12 protein-coding genes are annotated in these 18,524 nt (G+C 73.1%); 5 read left to right on the plus strand and 7 right to left on the minus strand.

Going from position 1 to position 18,524, the window contains the following annotated elements:
- Position 1: 1 nt before the first annotated feature.
- The 4 genes from glgB to JKP76_RS09480 all read right to left on the minus strand — a co-directional run bounded on the left by glgB (position 2) and on the right by JKP76_RS09480 (position 8,132).
- Positions 2 to 2,785, minus strand: a complete 2,784-nt coding sequence (gene glgB / locus JKP76_RS09465; RefSeq protein WP_200490620.1) for a 1,4-alpha-glucan branching protein GlgB — start codon at positions 2,783 to 2,785, stop codon at positions 2 to 4.
- A gap of 61 nt (positions 2,786 to 2,846) precedes the next feature.
- The gene (locus JKP76_RS09470; RefSeq protein WP_200490621.1) at positions 2,847 to 4,217 is read right to left on the minus strand and encodes a hypothetical protein; all 1,371 of its coding nucleotides are present in this window, start codon (positions 4,215 to 4,217) and stop codon (positions 2,847 to 2,849) included.
- A complete protein-coding gene (treS, locus tag JKP76_RS09475; RefSeq protein WP_200490622.1) occupies positions 4,214 to 6,055 on the minus strand; it encodes a maltose alpha-D-glucosyltransferase in 1,842 nt (613 codons plus the stop codon). The genes JKP76_RS09470 and treS overlap by 4 nt, the downstream gene beginning before the upstream one ends.
- A 49-nt stretch (positions 6,056 to 6,104) precedes the next feature.
- Positions 6,105 to 8,132 (minus strand): alpha-1,4-glucan--maltose-1-phosphate maltosyltransferase, encoded by a 2,028-nt coding sequence (locus tag JKP76_RS09480; protein ID WP_200490623.1) that lies wholly within the window; start codon positions 8,130 to 8,132, stop codon positions 6,105 to 6,107.
- Between the two features lie 209 nt (positions 8,133 to 8,341).
- Here JKP76_RS09480 and glgP point away from each other — a divergent pair, with 209 nt between their 5' ends.
- Positions 8,342 to 10,843 carry an alpha-glucan family phosphorylase gene (gene glgP, locus JKP76_RS09485; RefSeq protein WP_200491361.1) on the plus strand — a complete coding sequence of 834 codons (2,502 nt, stop codon included), beginning with the start codon at positions 8,342 to 8,344 and terminating at the stop codon, positions 10,841 to 10,843.
- 121 nt (positions 10,844 to 10,964) lie between these two features.
- The gene (locus JKP76_RS09490; RefSeq protein ID WP_200490624.1) at positions 10,965 to 11,951 is read left to right on the plus strand and encodes an FHA domain-containing protein; all 987 of its coding nucleotides are present in this window, start codon (positions 10,965 to 10,967) and stop codon (positions 11,949 to 11,951) included.
- Positions 11,952 to 12,104: 153 nt separating this feature from the next.
- On the opposite strand, the gene JKP76_RS09495 is transcribed toward JKP76_RS09490, so the two are convergent.
- From JKP76_RS09495 to glgX, 3 genes are all read right to left on the minus strand, one after another.
- Positions 12,105 to 12,497, minus strand: coding sequence for a hypothetical protein (locus tag JKP76_RS09495; RefSeq protein ID WP_200490625.1), 393 nt, complete (start codon positions 12,495 to 12,497; stop codon positions 12,105 to 12,107).
- A gap of 89 nt (positions 12,498 to 12,586) precedes the next feature.
- Positions 12,587 to 13,285: an alpha/beta fold hydrolase gene (locus JKP76_RS09500; protein WP_200490626.1), complete on the minus strand. Its 699-nt coding sequence runs from the start codon at positions 13,283 to 13,285 to the stop codon at positions 12,587 to 12,589.
- A gap of 101 nt (positions 13,286 to 13,386) precedes the next feature.
- Positions 13,387 to 15,522 carry a glycogen debranching protein GlgX gene (gene glgX, locus JKP76_RS09505; RefSeq protein WP_200490627.1) on the minus strand — a complete coding sequence of 712 codons (2,136 nt, stop codon included), beginning with the start codon at positions 15,520 to 15,522 and terminating at the stop codon, positions 13,387 to 13,389.
- Positions 15,523 to 15,585: 63 nt separating this feature from the next.
- Here glgX and JKP76_RS09510 point away from each other — a divergent pair, with 63 nt between their 5' ends.
- From JKP76_RS09510 to JKP76_RS09520, 3 genes are all read left to right on the plus strand, one after another.
- Positions 15,586 to 16,401, plus strand: coding sequence for an ABC transporter ATP-binding protein (locus JKP76_RS09510; protein WP_200490628.1), 816 nt, complete (start codon positions 15,586 to 15,588; stop codon positions 16,399 to 16,401).
- 10 nt (positions 16,402 to 16,411) lie between these two features.
- Positions 16,412 to 17,200, plus strand: coding sequence for an enoyl-CoA hydratase/isomerase family protein (locus JKP76_RS09515; RefSeq protein ID WP_200490629.1), 789 nt, complete (start codon positions 16,412 to 16,414; stop codon positions 17,198 to 17,200).
- Positions 17,201 to 17,339: 139 nt separating this feature from the next.
- The gene (locus JKP76_RS09520; protein WP_200490630.1) at positions 17,340 to 18,482 is read left to right on the plus strand and encodes an extracellular solute-binding protein; all 1,143 of its coding nucleotides are present in this window, start codon (positions 17,340 to 17,342) and stop codon (positions 18,480 to 18,482) included.
- Positions 18,483 to 18,524 lie beyond the last annotated feature (42 nt).

The raw sequence follows: 18,524 nt of genomic DNA on the forward strand, positions 1-18,524 counted from the left end.
GTCAGGCCTCGTGCTGGAACCAGACGGTCCCGAGCGGGGGAGCGGAGATCGTGGCCGAGTACGGCTGCCCGTGCCACGGCTCCGCGACGGCCTCGACGCCGCCGTAGTTGCCGACCCCGGACCCGCCGTAGCCCTCGCCGTCGGTGTTGAGCACCTCGCGCCAGTACCCCGGCCGGGGCAGGCCGATCCGGTACTCGTGGTGCGGGGAGCCGGCGAAGTTGACGACGCAGGCCAGCGCGGAGCGGGTGTCGTCGTCGCCCTCAGCGGTGGTACCCGCCTCCTGCCCGTCCGCGGCGGGCACGGCCTTGCCGTACCGCAGGAACGACAGGGTGTTGCCCGACGCGTCGTTGGCGTCGATCCAGCTGAAGCCCGACGGGTCGACGTCGTGCGCCCACAGCGCGTCCAGCTCGCGGTAGCGCGCGTTGAGGTCGGTGACCAGCTGCAGGATCCCCCGGTGCGCCGGGTCATCCAGGTGCCACCAGTCCAGCGAGCGGCTCTCGGCCCACTCGGAGTCCTGCGCGAACTCCGAGCCCATGAACAGCAGCTGCTTGCCGGGGTGGGCCCACATGTAGGCGTAGTAGGCGCGCAGGTTGGCAAGCTGCTGCCAGCGGTCGCCGGGCATCTTCCGCAGCATCGAGCCCTTGCCGTACACGACCTCGTCGTGGCTGATCGGCAGCACGAAGTTCTCGGAGTAGGCGTAGTGCATCGAGAACGTGAGCTGCCCGTGGTGGTAGCTGCGGTGCACCGGCTCGCGCTCCACGTAGGCCAGCGAGTCGTGCATCCAGCCCATGTTCCACTTGAAGCCGAAGCCCAGGCCGCCCAGGTGGGTGGGGCGGGTGACGCCCGGCCAGGCGGTCGACTCCTCGGCGATCGTCACGACCCCCGGGACCTCGCGGTAGACGGTGGCGTTGAACTCCTGGAGGAAGGCCACCGCCTCGAGGTTCTCGCGGCCGCCGTACTTGTTCGGCAGCCACTCGGAGCGCGAGTAGTCGAGGTAGAGCATCGAGGCGACGGCGTCGACGCGGATGCCGTCGACGTGGAACTCCTTGCACCAGAACAGCGCGTTGGCGACGAGGAAGTTGCGGACCTCGGAGCGGCCGAAGTCGAAGACCAGCGTGCCCCAGTCCAGCTGCTCGCCGCGGCGCGGGTCGCCGTGCTCGTACAGCGGGGTGCCGTCGAAGCGGGTCAGCGCCCACTCGTCCTTCGGGAAGTGCGCCGGCACCCAGTCGACGATGACGCCGATGCCGGCCTGGTGGGCGCGGTCGATGAGGTAGCGCAGGTCGTCCGGGCTGCCGAACCGCGAGGTGGGCGCGTAGTAGGAGGTGACCTGGTAGCCCCACGAGCCGCCGAAGGGGTGCTCGGCCAGCGGCATGAACTCCAGGTGGGTGAAGCCGGCCGCGACGACGTACTCGACCAGCTCGTCGGCCATCTCCCGGTAGGACAGGCCCTGCCGCCAGGAGCCGGCGTGCACCTCGTAGACGCTCATCGGCTTCTCGTGCCAGCCGGCGGAGGCGCGCTCGGCCAGCCAGGCGTCGTCGTTCCACTCGTGGGTGCTCTCGGTGACCACCGAGGCGTTCAGCGGCGGCACCTCGGTGGCGAAGGCCAGCGGGTCGGACTTCTCCCGCCAGACGCCGTCGGCGCCCAGCACGTGGTACCGGTAGCGGCTGCCGACCGGGACGCCGGGCACGAAGATCTCCCACACGCCCGAGGAGCCCAGGGAGCGCATCGGGTAGGCCCGCGCCTCCCAGTAGTCGAAGTCGCCGGTCACCTTGACGCCGCGGGCGGCGGGCGCCCAGACGGCGAAGGAGACGCCCTCGACCGCACCGCGCGGGGTCTCGTAGCGCCGGACGTGCGCGCCCAGCACCTCCCACAGCCGCTCGTGCCGGCCCTCGCGGATCAGGTGCTCGTCCAGGGGGCCCAGGGTGGGCAGCCAGCGGTAGGGGTCGTCGACGGTGTGCCGCGAGGTGCCGCCCTGGCCGTCGGGGTACTCGACCTCGATCCGGTAGTCGCCGGGCTGCTGGGGGAGCGCGGCCTCGAAGATGCCGCCGTCGTGCAGGCGCTGCGCGTCGTAGCGGCCGCCGTCCTCGTCGAGCACGGCCACCGAGACCGCGTCGGGGCGCAGCGTGCGCACGACCCAGCCCGCACCGGACTCGTGCGCGCCGAGCACGCCGTGCGGGTCGTGCGACCAGCCCTCGACGATCGCCCGCAGGTGCTCCTCGGACACCTCGCCCACCGACTGCTCGCCGGGAGCCGCGGGCCCGCCCGCGGGTGAGTCGCCGTGCGCATCGGTGGGCGCGGCGTCCTCGGGCGCCTGCGGCGTGCTCGGCTCCGCCGGGTCCGGGTCGGGTGCCTCGGGCGGCCCGGCCGGGCTGCCGGCCGGGTCGCCGGGCTCGGCGATGGGGGCCGGCGCGACCACCGGCGGCACCGTGGTGGGGCCGCCCTCGGGCGCGGTCGAGGCGGTGCTCGGCCGCTCGTCGGTCGTCGTCTCCCCGGGGGGAGCGACGTTGCCGGTGGCGGCGGCCTTCTTCGCTGGGGCACGCTTGGTGGTCGTGCGGGCCGGGGTTTTCGTGGCCGCGGTGGCCTTCGACGGGGTCGCCTTCTTCGCGGGCGCCTTCTTGGCGGCGGCCTTGCGGGCGGGAGCCTTCTTCGCGGGGGCCTTCTTCGCCGGGGCGTTGATCACCGGCTCGCTGCCGGCGACCGCCTCGACCTCGGCGACCCGCTCCTCGACGGCACGCTGCAGGTCGTCCTTGCCGGCCACCGGGTCCTTCCGGTCATCGCTGCTCATCGTCGTGTTCCTCCGGTGCCGTGCTCGTAGATGTGATGGCCTCGGGTCCGTCGTGCCCGCGTCACGCGCGGGCGGTGAGCCGGGACAGGGAGTCGAGCGGGATCATCAGCCAGTGCGGTCGGTTGCGTGCCTCGTAGACGCACTCGTAAACCGCCTTGTCGGCCTCGAACGCCCGAAGGAGTGGTGACCCTCCGCACGGGTCGAGGCCGCTGGCCTCGGAGTAGCCGGCGCAGAACGCCGCCCGGTTCCGCTCGGCCCACTCCTGCGCGCGGTAGGCGCGCTGGGCGTCGTCGGGCTGCTCGACCAGCATGTGCCGCGCGGCGTAGTCGAAGCTGCGCAGCATCCCGGCGACGTCGCGCAGGGGGCTGTCGAGCTCGCGGCGCGAGGCCAGCGGGCGGGCCGGCTCGCCCTCGAAGTCCAGGACGATCCAGCCGGTCGCCGTCCGCAGCACCTGGCCGAGGTGCAGGTCGCCGTGCACCCGCTGGCGGACGACGGGCTCGGTGCTCTCGGCGACGGCGGCGTAGACCTGCCGCAGGCCGTCCACGTGCTCGGCGAGCTGGGGGACGATCTCGACGGCGGCGTCCAGCCGCTCGCCCATCTGCCGCGCCACGGCGGCGTACCAGTCGCGGTCGGCCGGCGCCGTGGGCAGCACGGCGGCCATGTCCCGGTGGACCGACGCCGTCGCCGCCCCCAGCCGCTCGCTGTCGGCGGCGAAGTCGCCGCCCACCTCGTCGGCGTGCAGGTCGCCCTCGGCGTAGAGGTCGCGCACGCTCGCGGTGGCCAGCCGCCAGCCGTCGCTGGCGTTGGGGACGAAGGTCTGCAGCATCGCGACCGTCGCCGGCTCGACGGCCGGGTCGGGGTCGTCGATCTGGATGTGCCCGAGCAGCGGGGCGATGTGCGGGTTCTCGGCACGGCGCAGCGCGTCGTGCACCTCGACGTCCGGGTTGAGCCCGGGCTCCAACCGCCGGAAGAGCTTGAAGATCGCCTCCGACCCGTAGACCAGCGAGGTGTTGCTCTGCTCGGTGGAGACGATGTCGCCGGGCAGACCCTCGGGGATGTAGGCCACGCCCGCGGGGTGGAAGTGCATCGGCCCGACGGTCGAGGCGTTGACCAGGTGGATCAGCCACGGGGTGGTGGCGTCCCGGTCGCGCATCGCGTCGTAGGCGTGCGACTCCCGGCCGTCCGAGCTCACCGCGCCGATGTAGGCGGTGCTCAGCTCCTCGACCTCGGAGTCGCGCCAGGAGATCGGCACGAGGTAGGTGTCCGCGCCGCCGTCGGCGTAGGTCACCCGCACCCGGTGCACCGAGAGCACCGGCTCGCTGCGGTCGAGGAAGAACCCGTCCTCGGTGATCCCGGCCCACTCGCGGCCCTTGCTCCCGAACCAGCGCTGGGTGGGCATCCACTCGCGGAGCAGGTCGGCCAGGGCGCTCATCGGGTGCCTCCAGCGGCGTCGTCGGGAGCGGGGAGGTTGTCGCCGGGCGTCTCCTCCGCGGCGCTGACCACCCCGGCGGCGAGCAGGGAGTCGGCGATCGCGCTGCTGCCGGTGGTCTCCCAGTCCTCGGTCTCGTCCGGAGCGGGCTCGGCCGGCTTGGACAGCTCGAACCAGTAGAAGCCGTGCCCGGCGAGCGTGAGCATGTAGGGGAGGACGCCGATCTGCGGGAACTCCACCCGCCCGGTGAGCTCGACGGGGGTGTAGCCCTCGAACTCGCGCAGGTCGAGCTCCACCGGCTGCGGGAACCGGGACAGGTTGTTCACGCACAGCACGACGTCGTCGCCGAACCGGCGGACGAAGGAGAGCACCGTGGGGTTGCGCGAGCCGATCTCCTCGAACGTGCCCAGGCCGAAGGTCGGGTGCTGGGCGCGGACCTGGAGCATCCGGCGCAGCCACTGCAGCAGCGAGTTGGTGTTGCGCAGCTGGGACTCGACGTTGGTGACCTGGTAGCCGTAGACCGGGTCGGCGTTGAGCGGCAGGTACATCCGCTGCGGGTCCGCGGTGGAGAACCCGCCGTTGCGGTCCGGCGTCCACTGCATCGGGGTGCGGACGCCGTCGCGGTCACCGAGCCAGATGTTGTCGCCCATGCCGATCTCGTCCCCGTAGTAGAGGACCGGCGAGCCCGGCAGCGAGAGCAGCAGGGCGTTGAACAGCTCGAGGGTGTTGGCGTCGTTGTCCAGCAGCGGCGCCAGCCGCCGGCGGATGCCGATGTTGGCCTTCATGCGGGGGTCCTTGGCGTACTCGTCCCACATGTAGTCGCGTTCCTCGTCGGAGACCATCTCGAGGGTCAGCTCGTCGTGGTTCCGCAGGAAGACGCCCCACTGGCAGTTGTCGGGGATGTCCGGCGTCTGCGCCATGATCTCCGAGATCGGGAAGCGCTGCTCCCGCCGCACCGCCATGAACAGGCGCGGCATGACGGGGAAGTGGAAGGCCATCTGGCACTCGTCGCCGTTCTCGCCGAAGTACTCGACGACGTCGGCCGGCCACTGGTTGGCCTCGCAGAGCAGCACCACGTCGGGGTAGTTCGCGTCGACGACCTTGCGCACCTGCTTGAGGAACTCGTGGGTGCGCGGCAGGTTCTCGCAGTTGGTGCCCTCCTCCTCGAACAGGTAGGGCACGGCGTCGAGCCGGAAGCCGTCGATGCCGAGGTCGAGCCAGAAGCGCAGGGCGTCGATGATCGCCTCCTGCACCTTCGGGTTCTCGAAGTTGAGGTCCGGCTGGTGGGAGAAGAAGCGGTGCCAGAAGTACTGCTTGCGCACCGGGTCGAACGTCCAGTTCGAGCTCTCGGTGTCGACGAAGATGATCCGGGCGTCGGCGTACCCGGTGTCGTCGTCGGCCCAGACGTAGAAGTCGCCGTAGGGGCCGTCCGGGTCGTTCCGGCTGGCCTGGAACCAGGGGTGCTGGTCCGAGGTGTGGTTCATGACGAAGTCGATGATCACGCGCATGCCGCGCGAGTGGGCGGCGTCGAGGAACTCCTTGAAGTCCTCGATGTCGCCGAACTCGGGCAGGACGGCGGTGTAGTCGGCGACGTCGTACCCGCCGTCGCGCAGCGGGGAGGCGAAGAACGGCGGCAGCCACAGGCAGTCGACGCCGAGCCACTGGAGGTAGTCCAGCTTGTCGATCATGCCGCGGAGGTCGCCGACGCCGTCGGCGTTGCTGTCGGCGAAGCCGCGGACCAGCACCTCGTAGAAGACGGCGCGCTTGTACCACTCGGGGTCGGTGCCGGGAGGGGGCAGTGCGGAGTGCTTGGGGGCGGACTCGGGCACGGGAACGGTCATCGCTGGTGAGCCCTCGGGAAGTCGCGGGTGGTCGGTCGGACGGCCCCGGTCAGGAGACCGGGGGCGGGAACTGCACGGGGCGCGGGAAGGTGACCGCGAAGACGTGCGCGGGCTCCCGGAAGGGGTCGAGCTCCACGTAGTTGAACTGGCCCCAGTCGTACCGGGCGCCGCTGAGCTCGTCGGTGACCGCGAAGCGCTCGTGCCAGTCCAGGCCGAGGGCGGACATGTCCAGCGCCGTCGTCCCGATCTGGGTGTCGCGGCTGGACAGGTTCACCACCACGATCACGGCGTCGGCCGAGCCGGGGTCGGTCTTGGAGAAGCACAGCAGATTCGGGTTGTCGACCGGGTGGAAGCGCAGCGTGCGCAGCTGCTGCAGCGCCGGGTGCGCGCGCCGGGCCTCGTTGAGCCGCTTCAGGTAGGGCGCCAGGCTGCGGCCGGCCGCCTCGGCACCGGCCCAGTCGCGCGGCCGCAGGGAGTACTTCTCGCTGTCCAGGTACTCCTCGCTGCCGGGCTTGACGGCCACGTGCTCGAAGAGCTCGAACCCCGAGTAGACGCCCCAGGTCGGGCTCATCATCGCCGCGAGCACGGCCCGGATCTTGAACATCGGCGGGCCGCCGAACTGCAGCGACTCGTGGAGGATGTCCGGGGTGTTCACGAAGAAGTTCGGCCGCATGTAGTGCGCGTTGGACGCGAGCTCGCGGCCGTACTCCTCGAGCTCGCCGCGCTCGGTCCGCCAGGTGAAGTACGTGTAGGACTGGGTGAAACCGATCCGCGCCAGCTGGTGCATCATCGGCGGCCGCGTGAACGCCTCGGCCAGGAAGAGCACGTCGGGGTGGCTCTGCTTGACGTCCCAGATCAGCCAGTGCCAGAAGTTCAGCGGCTTGGTGTGCGGGTTGTCGACGCGGAAGATCTTGACGCCGGCGTCGATCCACACCTGGATCACCCGGCGGCACTCGGCGTAGATGCCGTCGGGGTCGTTGTCGAAGTTGATCGGGTAGATGTCCTGGTACTTCTTCGGCGGGTTCTCCGCGTAGGCGATGGTCCCGTCGGGCTTGGTGGTGAACCACTCGGGGTGCTCGGCCACCCACGGGTGGTCGGGCGCGGCCTGCAGCGCGAAGTCGAGGGCGATCTCCATGCCGAGCTCGCCGGCGCGCGCGACGAAGGCCCTGAAGTCCTCCATCGTGCCCAGCTGCGGGTGCACCGCGTCGTGGCCGCCCTCGGCGCTGCCGATCGCCCACGGGGAGCCGACGTCGTCCGGCGCGATCTCGTGCGGGTTGCCGCCGGGGAACTGGGCGGTGTTCGGGCCCTTGCGGTTCACCGTGCCGATCGGGTGGATCGGCGGCAGGTAGACGACGTCGAAGCCCATGTCGGCGACCGCCGGGAGCCGGTCGGCGGCGGTGGTGAAGGTGCCGTGCGTCGGGGTGCCGCCGACGACGGGGCCCTCCGAGCGCGGGAAGAACTCGTACCAGGAGCCGTAGAGGGCGCGCGGCCGGTCGACGAACACCTCGTAGGGCTCGGTGGTGGTGACCAGCTCGCGGACCGGGTGCTCGTGCAGGTAGCGCTGCAGGCCCGAGGCCAGCGCCGGGGCGACGCGGACGGTGAGCTCCTGCGAGGAGTCGCGCAGCGCCGCGGCCGCGGCGGTGACCCGGTCGCGCCAGTCGCCCTCGGCCCCGGCGGCGACGCGGTCGAGCAGCCGGGCACCTTCCTCGAGGTCGTTGGCCAGCTCGTCGGCGCCCTGGCCGGCCTCGATCTTCACCTCGACGGCGTGCCGCCAGGTGGCCAGCGGGTCGCTCCAGGCCTCGACGCGGAACGTCCAGGCGCCCGCGCGGTCGGGGACGACGGTCGCCAGCCAGCGGTCGGGCTCCTCGCCGAAGCGGGCCATGCGGGTCAGCGGGCCCGGGGTGCCGTCGGGGCCGGTCCACACGACGTTGGCGGCGACGGCGTCGTGCCCCTCGCGGAACACGGTCGCGGTGATCGGGAGGTGTTCTCCCACCACCGCGCGGGCGGAGAAGGACCCGCAGGAGACGACGGGGGCGACATCGGTGATGCCGAGGCGGAGGTCAGCGCGGCCATTCATCCCCGTCACGCTATCGAGGTAGCGGGGTCCGGGCACTTCGGCGAGCACTCGTCCGGGTGGAGGGCAGGAGACGGCGGGGCGTGGGGCGGGTGGGGCAGGAGGTGCTGCCGATGTCGCCGGACCCCTGGCGGTGGCGTGCTCGCTGGCTACCCTCGTCCGGGTGAGAGCCCCTCCGCCGTTTCACCGTCCGCGCCGCCCTCCCGGAGCCGCTGCTCCCGCTCTCCCAGCTGGTGATGAACCTCCGCTGGTCGTGGCACCCCGAGACGCGGGACCTGTTCGAGGCGCTCGACCCGGCGCTGTGGCAGCGCTGCGGGGGTGACCCCGTCAAGGCGCTCGGGGAGGTCTCGGCCGAGCGGCTGGCCGCCCTGGCCGCCGACCGCAGGTTCGTGCGCCGGCTGCAGGACGCCGTCGACGACCTGGAGGAGTACCTGGCGACCCCGCGCTGGTACCAGTCCCTGGGGGCCGAGGCGCCGGCGAGCATCGCCTACTTCTCCGCGGAGTTCGGCATCACCGAGGTGCTGCCGCAGTACTCCGGTGGCCTGGGCATCCTGGCCGGCGACCACCTGAAGGCCGCCTCCGACCTCGGCGTCCCGCTGATCGGGGTCGGGCTGCTCTACCGGGCCGGCTATTTCGAGCAGGGGTTGTCGGCCGACGGCTGGCAGCTCGAGCACTACCCGTCCCTCGACCCGCACGGCCTGCCGGTCAAGCTGCTGCGCGAGCCCGACGGGTCCGCCGTCGTCATCTCCGTGCCGCTGCCCGAGGGGCGCACGCTCTACGCGCACGTCTGGCGGGCCCAGGTCGGCCGCGTCTCGCTGCTGCTGCTCGACAGCGACATCGAGGAGAACGCGCCGGCCGAGCGCGGCGTCACCGACCGCCTGTACGGCGGCGACGAGGACCACCGCCTGCGGCAGGAGATGCTCCTCGGCATCGGTGGCGTGCGGGCGCTGCGCGCCTACTGCCAGCGCACCGGCACCCCGCTGCCCGAGGTGTTCCACGCCAACGAGGGCCACGCCGGCTTCCAGGGCCTCGAGCGCATCCGCGAGCTCATCGAGTCGCACGGGCTGACCTTCGCCGAGGCGCTGCAGGCGGTGCGGGCGGGCACGGTGTTCACCACGCACACCCCGGTGCCGGCCGGCATCGACCGCTTCCCGAAGGCGCTCATCGAGCGGTACTTCGCCGGGTTCGGCGTCCCGCTGCACGACCTGCTCGCGCTGGGCGCCGAGGAGGACCCGTCGAAGTACAACATGGCGCACATGGGCCTGCGGCTGGGCCAGCGCGCCAACGGTGTGAGCGAGCTGCACGGCCACGTCAGCCGCGGGATGTTCAGCAACCTGTGGCCGGGTTTCGACGAGGGCGACGTGCCGATCGGCTCGATCACCAACGGCGTGCACGCCCCCACGTGGACCGCGCGCGAGCTGGTCGAGATGGGCACCCAGAGCTCGAGCCAGGGCGACCCGGTCGAGGTCCAGGGGGCGGCGCACTTCGACGGCGTCGACCGCATCCCCGCCGGTGACCTGTGGGCGGTCCGCCGCACGCTGCGCGGCCGCCTGGTGGAGGAGGTGCGCCGCCGCCTGCGCGAGACCGCGCTCTCCCGCGGCGCCACCGAGGCCGAGGTGGGCTGGACCGACACCGCCTTCGACCCCGACGTCCTCACCATCGGGTTCGCCCGCCGCGTGCCCAGCTACAAGCGCCTGACGCTGATGCTGCGCGACCCGGCCAAGCTCAAGGCGATGCTGCTGGACCCGGAGCGGCCCCTGCAGCTGGTCATCGCCGGCAAGAGCCACCCGGCCGACGACGGCGGCAAGAAGCTGATCCAGCAGATGGTCGAGTTCGCCGACGACCCGGAGATCCGGCACCGGATCGCGTTCCTGCCCGGCTATGACATCGGCATGGCCCGCTACCTGTACTGGGGCTGCGACGTCTGGCTGAACAACCCGCTGCGGCCGCTGGAGGCCTGCGGCACCTCGGGCATGAAGTCCGCGCTCAACGGCGGGCTGAACCTCTCCATCCGCGACGGCTGGTGGGACGAGTGGTTCGACGGCCAGAACGGCTGGGCGATCCCGACCGCCGACGGCGTCGCCGACGCCGACCGCCGCGACGAGGTGGAGGCGCGGGCGATCTACGACCTGCTCGGCACCCAGGTGCTGCCGCGGTTCTACGAGCGCGACCGCGAGGGCGTGCCGGCGCGCTGGGTCGAGATGGTGCGGCACACGCTCCGCGAGACCGGCCCGAAGGTGTTGGCCACCCGCATGGTGCGCGACTACGTGCAGGCGCTCTACGTGCCGGCCGCGCAGTCCTCCCGCGTCATGGCGGCGGAGGGGTACGCCCCGGCGCGCGCCGAGTCGCAGTGGCGGGCGCACCTGCTGCACAACTGGTCCACCGTGCGGGTCGCGCACGTCGAGGCCACCGGTGCCGGGGACACCCCGGAGATCGGCTCGACGCTGGCGCTGCGGGCCGAGGTGGAGCTGCCCGGGCTCGAGCCCGGCGACGTCGAGGTGCAGGCGGCCTACGGGCGTGTGGACGACGCCGACGGGCTGCACGAGGTCACCGCGGTGCCGATGGCGCACGAGCAGACCGAGGGCTCCCGGCACTGGTTCACCGCCACCGTCCCGCTGGAGCGCACCGGCGCCTTCGGCTACACCGTGCGGGTCCTGCCGCACTCCGAGCACCTGGCCGATCCGGCCGAGCTCGGGGTCGTCACGACCGCCTGAGTGACCCGTCGCGACGCTCCCGTCACGCTCGTCCCACCCGTTGGGCGTGACGTGGAGCGGTCACGGCGTGGCGGGGGCGGCCGGGCGCCGAACCCCGGACGGCATCACTAGGCTGGCCGCCATGCCCGACCGCTGTGAAGTCCTCCCCGGAGACGCCGTCGTCGCCCGCCGCGACGGCGGGCTGCTGTGGGTCGACGCCCCCGGTTCCCCCGCCCTCGTGGCTGCCCTGCACGCGTGCCTCGGGGTCTCCGGCCCCGGCGCCGAGCAGGTGCTGACCGCCGTCGCCGCGCAGGCCGGGTCGCTCGGCTCCGGCAGCGCCTCCTTCGCGCTCGTGCTGACCGACGCCGGCGCCGGCACGGGCACCGCGCTCTGGTCCGGCAAGGGCCAGCTCTCCGTGGACGGGGTGCCGGTCTCCGGCTCCTCGGTCGACGGCGGCACCGTGGCCAGCGGGTTCGCGCTGGGCCGCACGCTCTACGTCGGCCCCGGCTCCGCCGCCGCGCAGGCCGCCTCCGGCGTCGCCTTCGATCTGGTCGAGGGCACCGTGCCCGGCTCCGGCGCCACGCTGCACGTGACCGCCCCGGCTGCCGCGCCCGCGGCCGCCGGCCCGTCGTCGCAGCCGGCCGCCTCGTCGTTCCTCGCGGGGTCCGACGCCGGTTTCGGCGCGGGGGCCGCCAGCGGCTCCAGCCGGGCCGCGGCGCCCGCCGCCGAGTCCGGTGAGCAGACCGCGTTCTGGCGGCCGGACTCCGACTCCGACGCCCCCGCTGCCGGTGTGCCGCTGCTGCGGTTCGACGACGGCCTGGTCGTCACCGTCGACGAGGACCTCGTGCTGGGGCGGCGTCCCGACAACCACGAGATGGTGACCGCCGGCACTGCCCGCCCGGTCCCGATCGCCGACACCCAGAACGTGCTCTCCTCGGCCCACGCGGCCCTGACCCGCTCGGGCACCGAGGTCTCGCTGGTCGACCTCGGCTCGCTCAACGGCACGCACGTCGCCGGCCCCGAGGCCACCGAGTGGACCCAGCTCGAGCCCGGTCAGCCGCACCCGCTCTCCGACGGCGACCGCCTGCTCCTCGGCTGGACCGTCATCACCTTCGAGCAGCCCGAGTAACCCACCCGCTGAACGCCAGAGGCCCAGAACCGACCAGGTTCTGGGCCTCTCGCGTTCGCGGGCCGGCGCCGGCGCGCCGATCTGGCGCGCGGATGCGTCATCTCGGAGCCCGCGATGACGCATCGGTGCGCCCGGTCGGCCGATGCGGCGGGCTCACCCAGCCTGCAGCGAGCCGATCTCGGCGACGTCGTGGTAGGTCTCTCCCGAGCAGTACCACCAGCCGGTGCACGAGCCCATGACCTGCCGGTGCTCGGGACACACCGGCCAGTGCAGGCCCAGGTCGGTCAGCGCCTCGGACACCTCGTAGGCGACGACTTCGTCCGCGTCCGCATCCAGATCGGCCTCGAGATCACGCGGCTCGACGGGCGGAGCGACGAAGGCCTCCTCCACCTCGTGCTCCAGCTCCACGCGCCGCGTCAGGACGCCGTCGGTGACCGTGAGGGCGAAGTCTTCGACCGAGCAGGTCCACGGCCGGCCCGTCGTCCGCCGCAGGTCCGCCTCGACCCGGACCGCGGCGGCCGTCAGCCGATCGGCATCCCTCTGCATCGCGGCAGGTTATGCCGGTCAACCTTCAGGGGCGACGGACATACCGGGGGCGCGATGCTCACAGATCGGGGCGGGCGGGTCCCGCGGGCTCACGGCTCCGATGGCGGGAGCGCCCCGGCCCAGTCGAGCAGCCAGTCGGTGAACCCGCGCGTGTCCTGCGGGCGGTGGCCAGCGCCCTCGATGCGTACGTGGCTAGCGCCGGTCGACTCCGCGAGCGCGGCACCCACGGTCTCGTACAGCGGGCTCCACGCACCCGTGACGACCGCGAGCGGAACCCCGAGGTCGTGGAGCGACTCGTGCGTCAGCGTGGACTCCCACGGCGGGCGGTGCCGGCGGAGGAGCTCCAGCGCCCGCCCGTCGTCCGCCGTCCGCGGGACGGGCAGGTCGAAGCCCATCCCGGCTGAGAAGCGACGGCGGAACTCCTCGCGAGACAGGTCGGGCTCGAACGCGGGGGAGACGGCCCGGACGTGCTCGCGGACCACGGCGTCATCGGGTGCTGCGACCGCGGCCATCGGCTCGATGAGGACCACCCCGCGCACCGCGGGCGCCCGCACCGCTGCCGCGAGGGCCGCGACGGCGGACCACGAGTGCCCGACGAGCACGGTGGCCGGCGTCAGCCCGGGGACGAGCCAGGAGGCCTCGCCGTCCACGGTGTACTCCCGGAGGAGGTCGCCGCCGTCGAAGCCGCGCCGCGTCACGAACCGCCCACCCGGGACGCCGGCCTGCCCCGGCCACGCGTCGGATCCGGCACGCGGACCGATGGCGTGCACGAACAGCAGTCCGACCACGGCGTCGACTCCTCCGATCCGGGTGAACAGTGTGCGCTGATGCGCCGCTCCAGGGCCCGGAACTGCGCACCAGCGCACACTGTCGGGTCCCGCGGGCCGGCTCAGGGGCGGCGGAGCACCTTGAGCACCCACACGCTGCGGCCGGGCAGCTCGACCGGGCCGGGCGCGATCATCGCGGCCGCGGGCGGCGCGCCGGTGGCGTACTCGGTGGAGACGACCAACTCGTAGCCGTCCGCCCAGGGCGCGGCGGGCAGCTGCACGGTCAGCGGCTCGGCGCCGGCGTGCAGCCAGAGCAGGTACGAGTCGCCGACGACGGGGCGCCCGAGGGCGTCGCGGGCGCGGATGCCGCGGCCGTCGAGGTACATGCCGAGGGTCTGCAGGTCGGCGTCGAACCAGTCCGCGGTGGTGAGCTGGCCGCCGTCGGGGGCGAACCAGGCGAGGTCGCGGGTGCCGCCGGTGCCGGGCAGCTCGTGGCCCTCGAAGAACGCCTCCTGCCGGAGCACCGGCGCCGACCGCCGCAGCGCCAGCACGTGCGCGACGAAGGCCCGCAGCTCGTCGTCGACCTGCGTCCAGTCCAGCCAGGAGAGCTCGCCGTCCTGGCAGTAGGCGTTGTTGTTGCCGTGCTGGGTGCGGCCCAGCTCGTCGCCGGCGGTGAGCATCGGCACCCCGGTGGACAGCAGCAGCGTGGCCAGCAGGTTGCGCACCTGCCGCCGGCGCAGCGCGGTCACCTGCGGGTCGTCGGTCTCGCCCTCGACCCCGCAGTTCCAGCCGCGGTTGTGGCTCTCGCCGTCCCGGTTCTCCTCGCCGTTGGCCTCGTTGCGCTTGTGCTCGTAGGTGACCAGGTCGCGCAGGGTGAACCCGTCGTGCGCGGTCACGAAGTTGACCGACGCGAACGGGCGGCGGCCGTCGGAGCGGTACAGGTCCGAGGAGCCGGTCAGCCGGTAGGCCAGGTCGCGGACGCCGACGTGTCCGCCGGCCCACACGTCGCGCACGGTGTCCCGGTAGGCCGCGTTCCACTCCGCCCACGGCGGCGGGAAGTTGCCCACCTGGTACCCGCCGGGGCCGACGTCCCACGGCTCGGCGATCAGCTTCACCTGGCTGACCACCGGGTCCTGGTGGACGACGTCGAAGAAGCCCGAGAACCGGTCGAAGTCCTCGGTGCCGCGGGCCAGGGCCGGGGCCAGGTCGAACCGGAAGCCGTCGACGTGCATCTCGGTGACCCAGTAGCGCAGCGAGTCCATGAGCAGGGCCAGTACCGGCGACCGGCGCACGTCGAGGGTGTTCCCGCACCCGGTGACGTCGGTGTAGCGGGCGGGGTCCGCGCCGTCGAGGCGGTAGTAGCCGGCGTTGTCGATGCCCTTGAACGCCAGCGTCGGGCCGGTGTGGTCACCCTCGGCGGTGTGGTTGTAGACGACGTCGAGGATCACCTCGATGCCGGCGGCGTGCAGCGCCTTGACCATCGTCTTGAACTCGGTGACCTGGCCGCCGTCGCTCCCCGACGCGCTGTACCCGGCGTGCGGGGCGAAGAAGCCGAGGGTGTTGTAGCCCCAGTAGTTGGTCAGCCCGCGGCGCAGCAGGTGCGGCTCGCTGACGAAGGCGTGCACCGGCAGCAGCTCGACGGCGGTCACGCCGAGGGTCTGCAGGTGCTCGACGAACGCCGGGTGCGCGAGCCCGGCGTAGGTGCCGCGCAGGTGGGCGGGGACGCCGGGGTGCCGCATGGTGGCGCCCCTGACGTGCACCTCGTAGACGACGGTGTCCGACCACGACGTGCGCGGCGCGCGGTCGCCGTCCCACGGGAAGGTGTCGTGGACGACGACGCCGCGCGGCACGAACGGCGCCGAGTCCTGCCCGTCGGGCTCGTGGCCGTCCACCGCGTCGCCCGGGTGGCCGAACACCGCCGGGTGCAGCGTGAGGCCGCCGTCGACGGCACGGGCGTAGGGGTCCAGCAGCAGTTTCGCCGGGTTGAAGCGGTGCCCGCTGGAGGGCTCGTAGGGCCCGTGCACCCGGTAGCCGTAGCGCTGACCGGGCCCGATGCCGCCGACCCGGCCGTGCCAGACCTGGTGGGTGCTCTCGGTGAGCGGGTACCGGTGCTCCCTGCCGTCGGGGTCGAACAGGCACAGCTCCACCGCGTGCGCCCCGGCCGACCGCAGGGCGAAGTTCGTGCCCGTGCCGTCCCAGTGCGCGCCGAGCGGCGCGGGGGAGCCGGGCAGGACCTCGACGGCGGGGGATGCGGTCACCGGGCGATCGTGCCAAGTGCGGCGGGGTGTGCGTGTGCAGGTGGTGCGCGCCGGGTTGGTTGGATGGGCAGCGTGTCGACATCGGACGCCTCGGACGGGGCCGTCGTGCGGATGACCGGGGTCGGGGTCGTGCGCGGGGAGAACACCCTGCTGCGCGATGTCGACTGGCGCGTGGAAGCCGATCACCGCTGGGTGGTGCTCGGGCCCAACGGGGCGGGGAAGACGACGCTGCTCCAGCTGGCCGGGGCGCTGCTGCAGCCGAGCCGCGGCGAGGTGCGGCTGCTGGGGGAGACCCTCGGCGCGGTGGACGTCTTCGAGCTGCGGCCGCGGATCGGGCTGACCAGCGCGGCGCTCACCCAACGCATCGGGGCGGCGGAGAGGACCGGCGACGTCGTCGTCTCCGCCGGGTACGCCGTCGTCGGCCGCTGGCGGGAGCGCTACGACGTCCACGACCTCACCCGCGCCGGGATGCTCATGGAGCAGTGGGGCGTGGCACAGTTCGCGCACCGGCCGTTCGGGACGCTCAGCGAGGGCGAGCGCAAGCGCGCGCAGATCGCCCGCGCGCTCATGCCCGACCCCGAGCTGCTGCTGCTCGACGAGCCCGGCGCAGGCCTGGACCTGGGCGGCCGCGAGGACCTCGTCTCCCGGCTCTCGGACCTCGCGCGCTACCTGTACGCCCCCGCGCAGGTGCTGGTCACCCACCACGTCGAGGAGATCCCGCCCGGCTACACGCACGCCCTGCTGCTGCGCGGCGGCGAGGTCGTGGCGGCCGGTGCGGTGGACGACGTCCTGACCGCCGGCGCCCTGTCGGACACCTTCGGGCTGCCGCTGGAGCTCACCCGCACCGAGGGGCGGTTCGCCGCCCGCCGCGCTCGCTAGGGTTCGGTCCATGGCGCAGACCCCGGAGTTCGTGACCCTGCAGGTGGAGGACGGGGTGGGCACGATCCGCCTCGACCGCCCGAAGATGAACGCCATCGACGAGCAGCTGCACCACGAGGTGCGGGCCGCCGCGATGGAGGCGGAGGAGCGCGACGACGTGCGCGCCGTCGTGATCTACGGCGGCGAGCGGGTGTTCGCGGCCGGCGCCGACATCAAGGCCATGTCCCAGCTCGACGGCCGGGGCATGGTCGCCTGGGGCCGCGAGCTGCAGAACTCCTTCCGGACGGTGGCGCGGCTGCCCAAGCCGGTCATCGCCGCGGTCACCGGCTACGCCCTGGGCGGCGGCTACGAGCTGGCGCTGTGCGCCGACTTCCGCGTGCTGGGCAGCCGGGCGAAGATCGGCCAGCCCGAGATCCAGCTCGGCGTCATCCCCGGCGCCGGCGGCACGCAGCGGCTGGCCCGCCTGGTCGGCCCGGCCAAGGCCAAGGACCTGATCTTCACCGGCCGGCACGTCGGTGCGGAGGAGGCCCTCGAGATCGGCCTGGCCGACGCCGTCGTCCCCGACGCCGAGGTGTACGAGACCGCCCTGGCCATGGCCCGCAAGTTCGCCGCCGGGCCGCCGCTGGCCCTCGCCGCCGCCAAGCGCGCGATCGACGAGGGGCTCGAGCTGCCCCTCGACGAGGGCCTGGCGCTGGAGAGCCGGCTGTTCGCCGAGCTGTTCGACACCGAGGACCAGGCGGCCGGCATGCGCTCCTTCCTGGAGAGCGGCCCGGGCAAGGCCACCTTCACCGGACGCTGAACCCGCCGGTCCGCCGCCCGGAGCTCACCGGATCGCCACCCGACCGCACCGGGCGCGGCCATGTCCGGTCGGTCACAATGCGCGAGGTCGATCACCGGCGTCATCCGGCTCCGGGCGCGACCCCACACCAGGAGGACACGTGCGACGAAGCACCCTGCGGACCGCCGTCGCGGTCGTGACGGCGGGACTCACCCTGACCGCCTGCGGCTCGGACGACGGCGACTCGGGTGGCGGCAGCGGCTCGGACTGGGCCACCGCCACCTCCGTCGAGGACGGCGGCGGCATGGACGCCCTCGTCGAGGCCGCGCAGGCCGAGGGCGAGCTCAACGTCATCGCCCTCCCACCGGACTGGGCGAACTACGGCGAGATGCTCGACACCTTCAGCGAGAAGTACGACATCGAGATCAACAGCGCCAGCCCCGACGGCTCCAGCCAGGACGAGCTGAACGCGGTCACCAGCCAGCGCGGCCAGGACCGGGCCCCCGACGTCCTCGACCTCGGGCTGTCCTTCGCCCGCCAGGCCAAGGCGCAGGACCTCACCGCCCCCTACAAGGTCCAGACCTGGGACGACATCCCCGAGGACCAGAGGGACCCCGACGGCCACTGGTACAACGACTACGGCGGCTACCTGTCGATCGGCTGCAACGCCACGATCGTCGGCGTCTGCCCGACCACGCTGGCCGAGCTCGCCGACCCGCGGTACGCCGGGCAGGTCGCGCTCAACGGCAACCCGACGCAGGCGCAGGCCGCCTTCGCCGGCGTGTGGGCCGCGGCGCTGGCCAACGGCGGCGACCTCGACGACATCGGCCCGGGGATCGACTTCTTCGTCGACCTCAAGGCCAGCGGCAACTTCAACCCCGTCGAGTCGACGCCGGCCACGGTGCTGTCGGGCGAGACCCCCATCTCGCTGGACTGGGACTACGTGAACGCTGCGCAGACCGAGCCGATGGCGGCCGCCGGGTCGACGTGGGAGGTCAACGTGCCGACCGACGGCCTGATGGGCGGCTACTACAGCCAGGCGATCAGCAAGTTCGCCCCGCACCCGGCCGCGGCCCGGCTCTGGCAGGAGTTCCTCTACAGCGACGAGGGCCAGAACATCTGGCTGAAGGGCGGGGCGCGCCCGGTCCGCCTCCCGGTGATGGAGGACGCCGGCACCGCCGACGAGGAGGCGCGCAGCGCACTCCCCGAGATCGAGGGCTCCGCGGAGTTCCCGACCGAGGAGCAGGAGGCCGCCGCCAAGCAGGTCGTCACGACCCGCTGGAACGAGGAGATGTCCGGCTGAGCACGTCAGCTCCGGTCGCGGTCGCGCCGGCCCCCCGTCGCG

Source organism: Blastococcus sp. TML/C7B, assembly GCF_016612845.1.
Classification (GTDB): domain Bacteria; phylum Actinomycetota; class Actinomycetes; order Mycobacteriales; family Geodermatophilaceae; genus Blastococcus.